Origin of the sequence: Candidatus Tiamatella incendiivivens, from assembly GCA_015522635.1 — an archaeon.
Classification (GTDB): domain Archaea; phylum Thermoproteota; class Thermoprotei_A; order Sulfolobales; family Acidilobaceae; genus Tiamatella; species Tiamatella incendiivivens.
In genome coordinates this window covers 375249-389289 of record WALW01000019.1, presented here as the reverse complement: position 1 = coordinate 389289, position 14041 = coordinate 375249, and the positions used below count along the sequence as shown (strand labels likewise).

The 14041-nt window shown below is 40.1% G+C and carries 20 protein-coding genes; 4 read left to right on the top strand and 16 right to left on the bottom strand.

The window, feature by feature from the left end; all coding sequences use genetic code 11:
- Positions 1-24: 24 nt before the first annotated feature.
- From pfdA to F7B60_05460, 12 genes are all read right to left on the bottom strand, one after another.
- Complete coding sequence (gene pfdA, locus F7B60_05515; GenBank protein MCE4614966.1) at positions 25-483, bottom strand: prefoldin subunit alpha; 459 nt, start codon at positions 481-483, stop codon at positions 25-27.
- Positions 480-743 (bottom strand): eL20 family ribosomal protein, encoded by a 264-nt coding sequence (locus tag F7B60_05510; GenBank protein ID MCE4614965.1) that lies wholly within the window; start codon positions 741-743, stop codon positions 480-482. The genes pfdA and F7B60_05510 overlap by 4 nt, the downstream gene beginning before the upstream one ends.
- 1 nt (position 744) lies before the next feature.
- The gene (locus F7B60_05505) at positions 745-1431 is read right to left on the bottom strand and encodes a translation initiation factor IF-6 (protein MCE4614964.1); all 687 of its coding nucleotides are present in this window, start codon (positions 1429-1431) and stop codon (positions 745-747) included.
- Positions 1432-1518: 87 nt separating this feature from the next.
- Positions 1519-1818, bottom strand: a complete 300-nt coding sequence (locus tag F7B60_05500) for a 60S ribosomal protein L31 (protein ID MCE4614963.1) — start codon at positions 1816-1818, stop codon at positions 1519-1521.
- An 11-nt stretch (positions 1819-1829) separates the two neighbouring features.
- Positions 1830-1985, bottom strand: a complete 156-nt coding sequence (locus F7B60_05495; GenBank protein ID MCE4614962.1) for a 50S ribosomal protein L39e — start codon at positions 1983-1985, stop codon at positions 1830-1832.
- Positions 1986-2031: 46 nt separating this feature from the next.
- Complete coding sequence (locus F7B60_05490) at positions 2032-2373, bottom strand: DNA-binding protein (GenBank protein ID MCE4614961.1); 342 nt, start codon at positions 2371-2373, stop codon at positions 2032-2034.
- An 89-nt stretch (positions 2374-2462) separates the two neighbouring features.
- Positions 2463-2924 carry a 30S ribosomal protein S19e gene (locus F7B60_05485; GenBank protein MCE4614960.1) on the bottom strand — a complete coding sequence of 154 codons (462 nt, stop codon included), beginning with the start codon at positions 2922-2924 and terminating at the stop codon, positions 2463-2465.
- Between the two features lie 43 nt (positions 2925-2967).
- Entirely contained in the window at positions 2968-3234 is a 267-nt protein-coding gene (locus tag F7B60_05480; protein ID MCE4614959.1) for a YhbY family RNA-binding protein, read from the bottom strand.
- 14 nt (positions 3235-3248) lie between these two features.
- A complete protein-coding gene (locus F7B60_05475; GenBank protein ID MCE4614958.1) occupies positions 3249-3590 on the bottom strand; it encodes a ribonuclease P in 342 nt (113 codons plus the stop codon).
- Positions 3574-5367 carry an ATP-dependent DNA ligase gene (locus F7B60_05470; GenBank protein MCE4614957.1) on the bottom strand — a complete coding sequence of 598 codons (1794 nt, stop codon included), beginning with the start codon at positions 5365-5367 and terminating at the stop codon, positions 3574-3576. The genes F7B60_05475 and F7B60_05470 overlap by 17 nt, the downstream gene beginning before the upstream one ends.
- 172 nt (positions 5368-5539) lie before the next feature.
- Positions 5540-6037: a hypothetical protein gene (locus F7B60_05465; GenBank protein MCE4614956.1), complete on the bottom strand. Its 498-nt coding sequence runs from the start codon at positions 6035-6037 to the stop codon at positions 5540-5542.
- A gap of 89 nt (positions 6038-6126) precedes the next feature.
- Positions 6127-7101, bottom strand: a complete 975-nt coding sequence (locus tag F7B60_05460) for an FAD-dependent oxidoreductase (GenBank protein ID MCE4614955.1) — start codon at positions 7099-7101, stop codon at positions 6127-6129.
- A 165-nt stretch (positions 7102-7266) separates the two neighbouring features.
- On the opposite strand from F7B60_05460, the gene F7B60_05455 reads away from it, so the two are divergent.
- On the top strand, positions 7267-7776 hold the full coding sequence (locus F7B60_05455) for an NUDIX hydrolase (GenBank protein MCE4614954.1): 510 nt from the start codon (positions 7267-7269) through the stop codon (positions 7774-7776).
- On the opposite strand, the gene F7B60_05450 is transcribed toward F7B60_05455, so the two are convergent.
- Positions 7773-8054, bottom strand: coding sequence for a hypothetical protein (locus F7B60_05450; protein MCE4614953.1), 282 nt, complete (start codon positions 8052-8054; stop codon positions 7773-7775). The two genes, F7B60_05455 and F7B60_05450, sit on opposite strands and share 4 nt — an antisense overlap.
- A 103-nt stretch (positions 8055-8157) precedes the next feature.
- Positions 8158-8763, bottom strand: coding sequence for a hypothetical protein (locus tag F7B60_05445; protein MCE4614952.1), 606 nt, complete (start codon positions 8761-8763; stop codon positions 8158-8160).
- A gap of 245 nt (positions 8764-9008) precedes the next feature.
- On the opposite strand from F7B60_05445, the gene sucC reads away from it, so the two are divergent.
- Positions 9009-10148 carry an ADP-forming succinate--CoA ligase subunit beta gene (gene sucC / locus F7B60_05440; protein MCE4614951.1) on the top strand — a complete coding sequence of 380 codons (1140 nt, stop codon included), beginning with the start codon at positions 9009-9011 and terminating at the stop codon, positions 10146-10148.
- A 15-nt stretch (positions 10149-10163) separates the two neighbouring features.
- Positions 10164-11042, top strand: coding sequence for a succinate--CoA ligase subunit alpha (sucD, locus tag F7B60_05435; GenBank protein ID MCE4614950.1), 879 nt, complete (start codon positions 10164-10166; stop codon positions 11040-11042).
- Between the two features lie 4 nt (positions 11043-11046).
- Here the strand turns inward: sucD and F7B60_05430 are convergent, their stop codons facing one another.
- Complete coding sequence (locus F7B60_05430; GenBank protein ID MCE4614949.1) at positions 11047-12648, bottom strand: DEAD/DEAH box helicase; 1602 nt, start codon at positions 12646-12648, stop codon at positions 11047-11049.
- The gene (locus F7B60_05425) at positions 12648-12893 is read right to left on the bottom strand and encodes a hypothetical protein (protein ID MCE4614948.1); all 246 of its coding nucleotides are present in this window, start codon (positions 12891-12893) and stop codon (positions 12648-12650) included. Before F7B60_05425 ends, F7B60_05430 begins: the two co-directional genes overlap by 1 nt.
- Positions 12894-13162: 269 nt before the next feature.
- Here F7B60_05425 and F7B60_05420 point away from each other — a divergent pair, with 269 nt between their 5' ends.
- On the top strand, positions 13163-13885 hold the full coding sequence (locus F7B60_05420) for a hypothetical protein (GenBank protein ID MCE4614947.1): 723 nt from the start codon (positions 13163-13165) through the stop codon (positions 13883-13885).
- Positions 13886-14041 lie beyond the last annotated feature (156 nt).

Genomic DNA, 14041 nt, shown 5'->3' with positions numbered 1-14041 from the left:
TGGTATATATTGAAGTAGTGTACTCTATTTTTGGCTTTTCTCAGGTTCAGACTGAGCCGGTGTGTTCTGAGCTTGCTGTAGCATGCCCGATAGGTTAGATTGAAGCCTGTTTCTCTCCGAGACAAGTTCACTAATTCTTCGCTTAACTTCGTCAGATGCTTTCAGCAACCTCTTCTCCTCTTCGTCTAGAACAATGATAGCTTCTGAAGGCGGTAAAGGCGCATAATGCTTTGATGAAACCCTAACAAGAACTTTAGCGTTATCCACTTTCTCGGCTTTAACCAAGGAGTATGATTTAGCGTCTATAGGTATAAGTATATTTTCCGTATTCTTAGCTATAGCATTTATACTGTCCTTAGACTGCTTGATTATCAGTATCTCTCTAGAAATTGTTTCCAAATTTGTCTGTAGCTGTGTTATAAGCTGATCTAAATACTGAATGCTCTGATATAGCTCCCCAAGTCTGCTTTCCTGTTCACTCAAGATTCATCCCATCCTTCGAGGTTTGCTACACTGAGAACATAAGTAGACTCTGCTTCATCTAATGGAATCTCCTTTGCTTCATCTATGTTGATATGATACCTCTTAAGCTTATGCCTACTTCCTAGATTAGAGTAAACTTTTTCGACGGCATCCGTTAAGCTTAAAGCTCTAACTTCCACTGTGAAATTTCTCCACTCAGGGAATTTATCATGAGATAAGAGCATTCTTCCTCTAATTTTAAACACTTTCACATCACTCATATCAACCACCCAAAGCCATCTGAATTCTTACCAACTCTGGGCCCATGGTTTCAGAGCCTACTAGTCCTCCTTTGCTATTAGCTACTAAGCCCGTCTTTATAAATGAAACCCCAAAGTTAACCGTTCCGGTCATTATATTCACCTTGAAATAATCTGACAGCCAATCCAACTCGTCTTCTGTCACATCTCTATGAACAATCCCTCCTTTATCCGTTATAACTCCCAGAGAACCGATTGTAGGAATTCCTATTATCGATTTCTTGTCGACTTCAACGTCAAGAACATCTCTTACTACTTTTAATGAGTCATCGTCAAGCTCTGGGTAAACCAAAGCTGCCTTATTGTTAGCTAATACCATGTTTCCTACTGCGTTATTCCTAGAAGGGAGAATACCTAGTTCTAAACCCATACTTTTAGCTAAACTCTTGAACTTACGAATCTCCGAATCTCCCGAAGTCCTTGGGATAAGTATACCATTATCATTTAATGCTACGAGTACACCTAGAAGACTGGTGTCTGATACCTTAACATAGAAAACCTCTATACCTAGAATCTCTTGAATAGTCTCTATGTCCTTAGCATCAATATCCATAGGGATTAATGCCAATTTATTGTTAGCAGCCATATAAACCCCGATGTTAGGATTTCCTTTATAGTCGAAATACTCAACTCTAAAACCATCACCCATCGTTTTGTCAACCCTTCAGAATTGTTTAATGTGTTATAGCTATAAATAGTAATAATATCTTATATACAAAAAATGATAGAAACCAGGTCATTTTGAACGAGATAGGAACACAACTGCTACTTTCTCCTTCTCTTCTTCCTCCCCTTCCTCGAAAACACGTACCAGAACATTTATACGCCTCGGGGGTTTCTCTATCCCTCTACTCCATATGTAATTATTTACATTGTTGGAGAGTACAACTCTATCAGCTTTGATATGCCTTTTTACGAACACCTTTATCCTTCTGGCTGCTCTTGCAGCACGGTTTGTTCTCCTACCATAGTATAGGGGGCCCAGAGAAATGGTATATTCCCTCTCTAATACAGCTGTTGATTTTTCATCAGTCATCAATATTCACCTTAGACTTTTAGCTTCTGCCTTCTCCAATTCCTCATCTTGTAGTTAAATCTCACTTTACGTAGTGATTTAACTACAACCCAAACAGGTATAGGATTACTTGACCTATTTGCGTGTGCTAGTCTTAGTTTCCTTGCAATATGCTTATTCCTCGCCATCCGGGACACCATACTAAGGCTGTTTAACCTCGATAGGTAATAAAAACTATTTTCTCTTGAACCTAATCTTAGGCTCTCTATGAGTTCTTGTATAGAGTTCTGAAAGAATAGTCTTTACAACATCCTCCCCTATAGGTACAGAGATCCTACCCGTCTGTGCTAACGCTATAAGTTGTTCCTCGACTAGAGACGCTAAGTCTGGCCTGACGAGTTTAACATTATTAAGCCTCTCTCTGGCTTTTTCTGTCAGAATTTTTCTGAGCAATGCCTGCTTCTGAGCCTCTAATTGCTTCTGAAGCTCTCTTTTCTTAGCCTCTTCCTTATATTGCTCTAGTCTTCTCCTCCTAATTTCTGCTAACTCGTCATCCTCATAATCATTTGCAGACAATGATCCCACCCCATTCTTCGTCTTACTAAATTGTTAATTGAAGCTAGTTAAATATAACAATGAATTATAGCTCATAGTAAGATGGAGAATTACTCTAAATAATGCTTAAGTGCAGGTTTATTTTCCGCTAGTTCTTTCAGTATTTCATGCGCTACATTATCAAGCAAGCTTACACCTGTTGATGTTAATACACGCCCTCTTCTAGGAATTATCTGTACTAGGCCAGCTTTCTGTAGCTGCTGAAGAATGCTTCTGATTATAGCTCCTCCTGACTTCCTGAAGTGCTCTGGCATTGAACCTAGATTAGATCTTCCACCGTACACCGTCCTTAACCTCTCAGTTCCAACAGGAGTTTTAGTTTTATACAGCCTCCTCATTATAGATGCTGCCCTTATATACCACCAGTCTGAATCAATAGGAGGAGCCTCCTCGTGTATTCCTGTTTTCACGAAGTAAGCCCATTCTGGCGGTTTTATCTCTTCCATTCTCTTCAGTTTCAAGGCAACCCTTTTTATCAATTCCTCCGCTGGCGCCTCTAAAGCGTTAACCATACCTGTACCACCATTCATCTTCTATGGTTTCCCAATACCATAGTTACCCCTTATTAAAGTTAGCTTTCCTTTTCAGAATAACTGTTCTACCCTTTATACTTATAAGGCCAGCATCAGCCTTAGATGCTAGTTCTCCTGCTATTGTTCTCCTATCAGAGTCCTCTGCCATTAATGTAGATCGGAGCATCTTAACTTTAATGAACCGCTTCCTTTTTAATCGTCTCTTCACTTCCCCGATAACCGCCTCATCTAAACCTCTTTTCCCTATTATTACATCCACTTCCATTTGATGCAGTTTTTCTTTATCCATATTAGACACCCTCCTCAGCTTGTTGTCTTCAAGGGTTTATAGGGATACCTATGCATCCACCCGCAAATAAGGCATGTTACAACAATTTTCGATGAACGACCATCTTGTATAAGTCTGACTCTACTGGTTAAACCAGGGATTAGTGGTACCCCGCAATTCTTGCATATGCCTCGTTTGATGTCGACAGGTATCCTAACTCTATTCCTAGTCGATAGCTTTTTGATGAGGCTTGTAAGCATTCTCGCGTGGTCTAGGTCTCCTTCTCTAGCGTCTTCGACAGCTAACCTGTAGAGAACTCTCATTCTCTGGAGAACCATGTCTCTATTATAGCCTCTTCTTCTACCTAGCCTCCTCAATTTTCTTCAACTGCCTTGTATACATTTCCATTAATTCTGCTATAGTGGTAGCATCCTCCGGGCCTTTATCATCCCTCCACCTAATGTACCTCGGGAACCTTATTGAAATCCCCGCTCCTGACCTAATTTTATTCCAACAACATGTGTGTAAGGGTGATAAAGTAAGTTCTGCACCAATGATTTCAGCCACCTTTGCTGGTACAAACCATAAATCGGGTTTTACTATGGAATCCACTCTCGGATGCTTATGGGGAATTATATAGGGTTTAAAGATGCTGTACATTTTGTCGAGATTCTCATCAGTGAATCCGCTACCAACTTTACAGACGGTTTTGAAAGTATCGGTCTCAGGATCGTAAGCCGCCATTAGGAGTGTACCTATTTTCCCTCCTCTCCTACCCCTACCGTAAAATCCTCCTACAGCCACCAAGTCAACAGTATCAGTCATTTCACTCTTATAGTCTCTCTTAAACTTGATCCAAAGCCAGCCTCTTGCACCAGCCCTATATATGGATTCCCTATGTATAGCTTTAGCCATAACGCCTTCCGCCCCTTCTGAAACTGCCTTCATAAAGAAATTCATAAACTCATCAGGATCTCCTGTTTTAATATATGTTGCAATAGTCCAACTCTGGTCTTCTTCTACGATAGACTCTAAAACCTTCCTACGTTCAAGAAGGTTCTTAACAGTTAAGTCTTCACTGTTAACATATAGAACATCAAAGAGGAACACTGCTATAGGCACATCCTTCATAGCGATATGGATATCATGCTTTCTTTTCCTCCTCATGAGTTCTTGGAACGGGCGTAGTTCCATAGTTTCCGGGTCTATTGCGACTATTTCCCCTTCCACTATAGCTTCATCCGCCTTGATGAACTTTTGGGCAAGCTCTCTAACGTCAGGATACATATGAGTTATGTTCTCAAGCCTCCTAGAGAAGACGAAAACCTCGTCTCCTTTCTTATGGATCTGACCTCTTTCTCCGTCATACTTATATTCTATAAGTCCTTCCCCACCAATTTTCTTTAATATTTCAATAGGATCGCTAAGTCTTTCAGCTAACATAGGTCGTATTGGAATACCTACTTGCGGTTTAACATTACTGAGAATCTTTACGCCTTGCGACGCGCATATCCTTGCTATATCCCCCAAATCTGCTCTAAGATTATACGCTCGTTCCACAACAGGCCTATCTTGAACTCCTTCACCGAAAGCTATGGCCAACGCGTCTAATACTGTAGCATCACCAACACCTAATCTAAGCCTCCCTTCTATAATCCTGACAATGTACCTAGCCTCTAATGGCTCTGCCTCCGAAAGCAAACCAGATATTAACCTTATCTTTATATCTCTACTACCTTCTCCTTGCGCTAATGCTACTCGATAGAGTGTGGTATAAACTTCTGTAACAGTAAGTTCCTTCTTCTGTTGGCCGATCCACGACATTAATCCAGCTGCTTGTGGTCCACCAGCCTTGCTGACCAAGTTCTCAGCTACGTGACCTAAATCTCCTAGTTGTTTGTAGATGGAATCTATTTCCTTTTCAGGCCTTTTATAGGCTAGAGACACCGCTTTAACTAGGAATTTCTCTGAGACTCCGAAGTTAGGTATGTCCTTCCAATCAGGTCCCAGCTTACCCTGCATGAGATATATGACTTTATCAATAATCTCAGGCGGAGTTTCTTTGAATAAGTTAACAAGTATAACGGTCATCTGTGTTCTAGCACTTATCCTCTCAAGCCTATCAAGAGTTTCTACGAGATATCTAAAAGGCATGTCACGCTCAGGCAACCTAAACACCGTTTAACTACCATTTTAATGTTCACGTAAACATATATCAATGTTTGAATATTATAGTGGAAACATTTATCCTTATTTTCGTCCTCGGGTAAATAATTAATACGGCAATGACGATAACCGGCAAGAAGGTATTAATGCCTGATCAGAGTTACACTGAGCCTCTCTGGTTAGCTTTTAGAGAAGCCTTGTACTGGTAGTAAAGAGTCTGGAGGATATACTTCATGGCCCCTATTATACGGAGTTCCTCTACTGTTGACTGTAAACCTTCAACACGAACTTCTCTGAGAGACCCGTCAGGATTTTCTTTTACTTCAAAGGTGATTGTAGATTCCTCTCCCTGCATAGTCTTTATCTCATTAACAACGTTGTTTACGTAATCCTTCAGTTCAGCATTTAGAAATGCTTTGAAACTAGGGGAACTTCTAACATAACCGTCTCCCCTGAATATAATAGCTATTCTCTTCTTACCTACCTTCAGATCTTCTGATTTTTCACCCGGCATAGGCGGTGAAATAGGTATAGTTCCCTCCAAAATTGAAAGCATCGCCTTATAATAATGTAGCTCCTCTTCTATTTCGACAATTCTCCTTTTCAGCCACACCTTAAGATCATCGCTAGTAATGGCTTTACCTTCTAATCTACTCAACATAATCCCCGTAAAATTATTTGACCAGAAATATTGTAAAGTGATCCGGCTTGATAATACTCTAGTAATGCTCTAGTCTTATGATGAAATCATATGAGATCATTCTCTTGCAGATAATTATACGCTGAGTAAGCTGCTATTGCACCCATTGCAGCAGCCGTCACTACTTGCCTAAAGCTAGGCCATTTATTGGTACAATCACCAGCTGCAAATACGCCAGAGAGATTGGTTCTCATCCAGTCATCAACTATTATGTACCCTATCTGATCTATACTTAATCCGTTTTTGATAGCCCAGTCTTTGTCTGGTTCAAATCCTATCTCTATGAAAACCCCATTAACGTTCAGTATTTTCTCTTCTCCTGTAACCTTATTTTTCACCTTGACATAGTTAACTGTCCTATCTCCTCCTATCTCTGTTAGAACAGAGTCCACTAGTATCTCGATGTTCTCCTTAGTCATAACTCTCTCAACGAAATAGGGCTTAGCTCTGAAATGCTTCCTTCTATGCACTAGATATACCTTTTTAGTATATCCAGATAAGATTAAAGCTCCTTCGAAAGCAGCATCTCCTCCCCCCACCACAACAACACTATCTTTCCCGGCATAGAATGGGGCATCACAGACACTACAGTAGCTTACTCCTCTCCCTGAGAATTCCTTTTCTCCAGGTATACCTAGCTTCCTCCTTTTGGTTCCTATAGCTATTACAATGGATTTAGCAAACAACTCTACGCCTCGTTGTGTCATTATCCTATACATCCTACCGTCGCTTGTTCTTGTGAAGCTTTCAACTAAGTCACCCCAGTAAGTTAACGCGCCAAAATCCTCTGAATGCTTCTTAAACCTGTTAACGAGGTCTGAGGCTTTTATTTTACGGCAGGCTGGATAATCATCGACGTAATCTGTAAGAGTTAATTGACCTCCAATAAGCTTAGCTAATACTATTGTGTTTAATAGGAATCTCTTTGCATAAATTGCTGCAGAGTATCCCGCTGGTCCGCCTCCTAAAATAAGTACGTCAAAAGTCTTCCCTTTCAATTGCTTTGGAGACAGCCAACTCATTCTAGTCAATATCACTCACCTCAACGCCTTGAACAGTCAGTACTTAAAAGTTTAATCATCGTCGCCTCATGGAGTACAGCCTTCATCATTCCTCTTAAACTATTTTTGAAATATACTATTATTATCTTCTTGTATATAGAATATACGTAATCTTGGGAGAATTATATGAAGGTAGAATGTAAAGGAAGAAGAGTCAAGTTTATTGCAGAAACAAAATTGCTTCCCAACGGAAATACTGTACTTGTAGACAGAGTAGTTTTTCCTGAAAGTGCTGCCGTTCTCCCAGTATTCAGTGACGGAAGAGTAGTTCTATTGAAACAGTATAGACCTTCAATAGAAAAATGGATTCTTGAAGCGCCGGCCGGAGTAGTTGATAGAGGGGAAACTCCAGAAGAAACTGCTCGTAGAGAATTGGAGGAGGAAGCAGGTTTATTGGCTGGAGAATTAGTCGAGTTAGGCTCCGGTTACGTGTCACCAGGATACTCTACTGAATTTATGCATTTATTTCTAGCTATAAATCCAAGTAAAGGTCAGCAAAGACTGGAGAAACACGAGATTATAGAGGTTAAAGAGTACTCTCTCAGAGAAGCCTTTGGCCTGATAGATACAGGTGAAATAGCTGATGTCAAAACAATAACCTTGATCCTGGGAGCTCTCCATATGTTATCTATCTAAGTGAGACCAACCCTTCTGCAACGCTGAGTTCTATAATCGGATATCATAGAAATGAAAATCTGATTTAACGGTTGAGTTTTGATAATAATTTTATCTTTACTCTTACTTATTGTGATATAACCAGTGTTCTTAAGCTTCTTTAATACACTCCTCCCTACTTTAGGAGTAAGACATAATTCCTGTCTGAGGAGATCTAGGGCTTCTCCGTATTCAACTGTTTCCCCAGAGGTAGCTAGTAAATAATATGCAAGCATTTCTCTCTTTCTAAGATATCGCATGCCCGTTTTCACCTTTAAAGTAGAGGGGTGTCGGATTGGTCGGTTCTTACCATCCAGTAAAGTATACGTAGGGTAGCCTCCTCATCCACCCCCTAAATTGATCTTATCTTGATGAAGCTATAAGCCTGTACTGACGGCATCTAGTCTCATAGGATAGGAGAATCATCAGTTTACCCATTTCCTCTGATCCTTTTGATACATGGATGACATTGTCCTGATCCAAGTAAACCACGGGATACCTTAGTCTACTGTCACTCATAATCCACTCAATACCTTCCTCACCAGGTTTTTGGATCAATATTTCATCCACTTTCAACCCATTGAATACCCTTGGATAAATCATCTTTCTAGTCAATGACACTATTGTGATATCATTGATATATGATGTTTTGTTTTGGCCGTTTTCCTTTACTTCTAGTAGTTGTTTCCGAGTTACAGGACAAGTGTTTATCCATTCATTCTTGACTGGTTCGATGCTTGGAATTTCATCCACACTAGAGAGGCAATTAATATCAGGTATTATTATGGATCCTGTCCCTGCCACCAGGTTAATTCTAATACCGTTTTTGACTAGGATTATCCCCGGCTCCGTTGCAATATGTACATCGTCACATTCTGTCAATTCGTTAGTGACACGTTGAATCTGTTTAACCTTTAACTTTAGTAGAATTTCTACTGGAATAACGTGGTTACCTGGTCTTATCATCAATAGAGTTTGCACCTTTCTCTGAAGCGACTCCCCAGCTACTGTTCGATTATATAATAAGCATTTTAAATTTCAACCGCAAAAGATTAGTTATCAGACCGATGAAGACGCCTGTAAGGAAGGAGGAACCCGTAGATAAGATGACTGCCAACCGGGCTCCTTGAGGCTGCATCATGCATATTATTAAAAAGTAATTAGAAAACACTTTTAACAACATATAAGCATTCGTTGGTTCACGGGGATGAATTTTGAAGCTCTTCGAATTCGAAGCAAAGGAGATCTTAAGAAAACACGAGGTGAAAGTGCCTCAATCAGTTCTATTAGAAAAAGGTGAGCCTGACCCTTTAAGGAAAATAAAGCAAGGCGGCCTAGAACCTCCCGTTGTTGTGAAGTCGCAAGTTCTTGTAGCTGGAAGAGGGAAAGCAGGGGGAATAAAAATTGCTAAAACCTGGGATGACGCTGGGGGTCTAATCAAAGTACTGTTCGAGAAACCCATTAAAGGTTTAAAGCCTAGATACCTTTTAATTGAAGAAGCAATACCCCATGAAAAAGAATTGTACGCTTCTATAATAATCGATAGAAGCGAAAGGAAACCTGTTATCTTAGCGTCTCAGTATGGGGGGATGGATATTGAGCAAATAGCAAAGGAAAAACCAGAGAGTATAGTGAGGCTATACGTTGATCCCTTCCTTGGTCTAAAATCGTATCAAGCAAGGAAAATTGGTAAAATGATAGGGTTAACTGGTAAAGCCCTTAACTCATTCGCATCATTCTTAATAGGGCTATACAATGTGTTCATGGACTATGATGCTGACTTAGCGGAATCCAACCCCTTAGCTGTTACAGGAGACAGTGTTATTCCATTAGATGCAAGGCTGATAATAGATGACAATAGCATATATAAGCACTCCGATATAAGTGAAAGAAACCTCGAGGATACTGGTGAATACACGGAGTGGGAGATAAAAGCCAGAAGTATGGGTCTTGCTTTCGTGGAACTAGACGGTGATATTGGGATAATCGGAAATGGTGCAGGTCTAACTATGACCACAATGGATCTTGTATACCTATATGGAGGAAAGCCAGCTAACTTCCTGGACATCGGGGGAGGAGCGAGTAAAGAATTAGTAAAGACTGCTGTCAAATTCCTAATAGATATTCCTAAGACAAAGAAGATATTTATGAACATCTTTGGAGGAATCACCCGCTGTGACGAAGTGGCTAAGGGAATTATAGGAGCTCTTGAAGAGCTAGGAAGCTCTTCAAAGCCCCTGGTTATAAGATTATCTGGTACGAATGAAGAGGAGGGCAGGAAGATTTTACAAGAAAATGGGGTCGACGCTTTCACAGATCCTATTGAGGCTGTTCAAAAAGTAGTTTCCCTTTAAGGAGGTGTGAAAAGAATGGCTATAATAGTAGATGAAAAAACCAAACTCGTAGTTCAAGGTATAACCGGAAAAGAAGGAAGATTCCATACAAAACTAATGCTTGACTATGGTACAAGGATTGTTGCAGGAGTAACTCCCGGTAAAGGTGGAACCGACGTTTATGGAATACCTGTATATGACAGCGCGGAGGAAGCGAGAAATGCTCACCCTGAAGCAAACGCGTCCATAATCTTTGTCCCAGCTAGGTTTGCTGCAGACGCTGTATATGAAGCAATTGATGCTGGAATAAAGACGATAGTTGTGATAACAGAGCACATACCGGTCCATGATGCAATGAAATTTGTTGATTACGGTAAAAGGAGGGGCATAACTATCATAGGACCAAACTGTCCAGGTGTGATAACGCCTGGAAAAGCAAAAGTGGGTATAATGCCAGGCCACATATTCGCTCCAGGAAATGTTGGCCTAGCCTCGAGAAGTGGTACCCTCACCTACGAAATAGCGTATGCGATTACAAAAGCTGGAATGGGGCAAACTACTGCAGTGGGTATAGGAGGAGACCCTGTAATTGGAACATCGTTCATTGAAGCATTATTAATGTTTGAGAAGGATCCTGAGACGGATGCCATAGTAATGGTCGGTGAAATAGGAGGAGATATGGAGGAGAGAGCTGCGAAAATGATTGAAGAAGGGATAATAACAAAGCCTGCAGTAGCATTCATCGCTGGTAGAACTGCTCCTCCAGGGAAAAGAATGGGTCACGCCGGAGCAATTATAATGATGGGAACAGGAACTGCTGAAGGTAAGATAAAGGCATTAGAGAGTGTTGGAGTAAAAGTGGCTAAAACACCTATGGAAATCCCCAAGCTATTAAAACAAGTCCTAAAGAAGTGAATTTTTATATTGATCTTCTCCTCCTTCTAGCCTGGTACTCCTCGCTGGTACCTTTTAATATTATATCATAGAAAACAGCGTTTTTACCAGGTTTAGGTCTAACAAGTCTACCAAGCCTCTGTATAAACTGTCTTGACGATGAGGTGCCGCTTGCTAAAATACCTACGTTAACATCAGGAAGATCTAATCCCTCGTCTCCCAATGTAGTAACTACCAGTACTCCACTATCTATAGACTTGAACTTATTTAGTAATGCCTTCCTTGTTTTTGTATCTAGATCTCCATGAAGAATTAAAGCGTTAAGATTTTCAGCTATTTTTTCTGCCTGAGTTTTGTATTGGGTAAACACTAGGATTTTAGAGTCCTTTTTCAGCTCATCCTTTACAACTCTTTCTATAGCTCTCATTTTACCTTCTGATAAGGCTAGTAGATTCTTGATTTTTGCATTTATACGGACAGCCTGTATGGCGTGGGGATCCCCTTTTTGAGCCAGCCTTAAAACTTCCTCGAATCTCCTTCCTAGACTATGACGTCTATACTCTCTCCTAAGCACTTCGTACTTCTTTTTCTCCTCGGGTGTTAATTGCACATAAACCGTTCTAACAATGAAGGGAGCAAGATATCCTTCTTGGACGAGTTCTGAGGCTCTCTTGGAATACACAACACCTCCCATTAGAGGGAAGATCTCTTCGTGTTTCCCATCCTCTCTAGCGACTGTAGCTGACAATCCCATCCTGTAAATAGCCGAAGACCCCATAGCAATGGCTCTGAACTTATCCGCAGGCAAATGATGTGCCTCATCTACAACGAGTAAATCAAACTTAGTTGAGAAAATATTTATCTTCTTAAAGGCAGTCTGGTATGTAGTTACAGTTATAGGTCGCAGGTTCTTCTCATCCCCATAATAAGCTCCAACAAGATCACCCGCATCTGTGAACTCTTTTATTTTATCAATCCATTGTATAAGCTGATCTTTTGTAAACACGACAATAAAAGAATAGACCCCGGCTATCGCCATAGCTGCTATTGCTATAACAGTTTTACCTGATCCGGTTGGGAGGGCTATTATGCCTCTCTTATCATTTTCCAGCCATTTATCCAAAGCCTCTTTCTGATAATTCCTGAGTTCCCCCTTTAACCTCACAAGTTTGGGAAGCTTTTTTTGCGACAACACGTTATCCTTGTCTATTATTTTAAACCCGTAATGCTCAAGCTCCGAGACAACCCCATATATCATGTATGGTTTAACTTTGTAGCCGCTTCCCTTTTGGTATGTAATTTGCTGAGAAAACCTGTAGAGATAGGGTTTCAAGTATTCTTTTGATGCTATTATAAACGTATTAGTAATATGATTATATTCTATTATAACAGTATTCTGATATTCACTAAGTTCCTCAATTTTCCTTTCAAGTAATGGGTCTAATTCAGCATCGTATTCCTTCAGTTTTGCCAATACATCCCTATAAGTATATCCGTTATCCTTCAATCTTTCATAGTTAATGCGGAATACCTTGTACCCTTCTCTATACCCTAAATAGTCACTGAATTCTAGCAATTCCTTGAACTCATTATCAGAAAGCCATTTCCTTATTTTAAATGTATCCATTACTCTTCATCTACTTCTACAAATGCATGATCTTTTAAGCTAATAAGCTGACCAGCCTTAAAGCCTAGTTTATCTGTAATTAGCCTAATAATACTCCTTACCTCATTTACATATGTTACATTGAATATTATGTATACACACCCTCTGTGGTACTCTAGCTCGTCGGCTTTAGATATAATAAACAATATCTCGTCGGTCACTTTTGTTTTTTCTGAGCAGTTAACAAGAAACAATTTTCTAGGCATATAACATCCATTTTCATAGCGCGTTTCTATTATTATATTAAAATCATATATAATTTCCACTAGGAAATCTATATATGATGGATTTACTATCCTTACTTCACTCTCTAGTGCTTCCCAGTTATATTTGAATTCACTGTTTATACATTGGGGTCGCAGCGTGGGTTCGCCTCCTCACAGGTCGGATCTTAAAACCTCGCTCATCCCCCTTAAGGTAAGTTTTTAAATAAACGTTTAAAGTTATATCACTTAAGTTTGAAGGGTAAAATACTATGTACTCTACTCATACCAACAAAAGAATGAAATACAAGAGGCGGTTGGAAGCTGGTCTAATCCTCTTCGCATTAAGAAAACGCATGAAACTCAAAGAACTGGAGGAGAAAACTGGAATCCCTCTAAGCTTAATATCAAGATACTCCACTGGCGATATTCTACCTGGAGAACGGCATGTAGAGGCTATCGAGAAACTCTTGCTTGACGAGGCCATTATAAGCAATCTTCTCTACAGCTATATAGATGTAAGGGGGAAGCTGGCTATAGGTCACCGATTAGCGTCAGAGCCTTTGACCCTATGGATTGCTGCTAAAACTATTTCGTACAGATTAGAGCAGCGTGGATTTGATTTTAATATAATACTAACACCGGAAGTCGGTGGTATACCTATCGCTGTATCTCTTTCACAGCTTAGGCAAACAAGGTTAATTATAGCGAGGCGAAAGAGGTATCTAACCTGGAAGAAAGTTGTTGCTGGTCTTGGAGGATCTGCTGAGCATGTAAAAGTTTACTATGTAGATGGATCAGATCTCGATAATGATAATGCTAAAATTTTGTTGATAGATGATATTGTAGTTGAAGGAGACACTATGGAGTCCTTGGTTGACTTAGTATCTAATGCTAACCGAGAAGTTTGTTGTATGTATAGTGTATATGGTATAGGTAAACGGTGGAGGACCAAGTTTCCACAGCTAGAAGTGTTAGCTGAAATTGAAGGTTAGAACAAGGACCCCCTCAGCGCTCATCTTATGTAAAATGATCATCAAATACCTCATAGCTTGCACCCTAAGTCATCGGGGGCGTCAGATCATATTAATACTCATCAAAAAGTTAAAAATCAGTACTCGGCAAAATCGTCATCGCCCCATTTACGGTAT

Coding starts and splice junctions, on each gene's coding strand:
- F7B60_05450 (MCE4614953.1), bottom strand. CDS start 8,054: ATGCGATATCTTAGAAAGAGAGAAATGCTTGCATATTATTTACTAGCT.
- F7B60_05455 (MCE4614954.1), top strand. CDS start 7,267: ATGAAGGTAGAATGTAAAGGAAGAAGAGTCAAGTTTATTGCAGAAACA.
- F7B60_05480 (MCE4614959.1), bottom strand. CDS start 3,234: ATGGATAAAGAAAAACTGCATCAAATGGAAGTGGATGTAATAATAGGG.
- F7B60_05510 (MCE4614965.1), bottom strand. CDS start 743: ATGAGTGATGTGAAAGTGTTTAAAATTAGAGGAAGAATGCTCTTATCT.
- F7B60_05485 (MCE4614960.1), bottom strand. CDS start 2,924: ATGGTTAACGCTTTAGAGGCGCCAGCGGAGGAATTGATAAAAAGGGTT.
- F7B60_05420 (MCE4614947.1), top strand. CDS start 13,163: ATGTACTCTACTCATACCAACAAAAGAATGAAATACAAGAGGCGGTTG.
- F7B60_05470 (MCE4614957.1), bottom strand. CDS start 5,367: ATGCCTTTTAGATATCTCGTAGAAACTCTTGATAGGCTTGAGAGGATA.
- F7B60_05430 (MCE4614949.1), bottom strand. CDS start 12,648: ATGGATACATTTAAAATAAGGAAATGGCTTTCTGATAATGAGTTCAAG.
- F7B60_05460 (MCE4614955.1), bottom strand. CDS start 7,101: ATGAGTTGGCTGTCTCCAAAGCAATTGAAAGGGAAGACTTTTGACGTA.
- F7B60_05495 (MCE4614962.1), bottom strand. CDS start 1,985: ATGGCGAGGAATAAGCATATTGCAAGGAAACTAAGACTAGCACACGCA.
- sucD (MCE4614950.1), top strand. CDS start 10,164: ATGGCTATAATAGTAGATGAAAAAACCAAACTCGTAGTTCAAGGTATA.
- F7B60_05500 (MCE4614963.1), bottom strand. CDS start 1,818: ATGACTGATGAAAAATCAACAGCTGTATTAGAGAGGGAATATACCATT.
- F7B60_05425 (MCE4614948.1), bottom strand. CDS start 12,893: ATGCCTAGAAAATTGTTTCTTGTTAACTGCTCAGAAAAAACAAAAGTG.
- F7B60_05505 (MCE4614964.1), bottom strand. CDS start 1,431: ATGGGTGATGGTTTTAGAGTTGAGTATTTCGACTATAAAGGAAATCCT.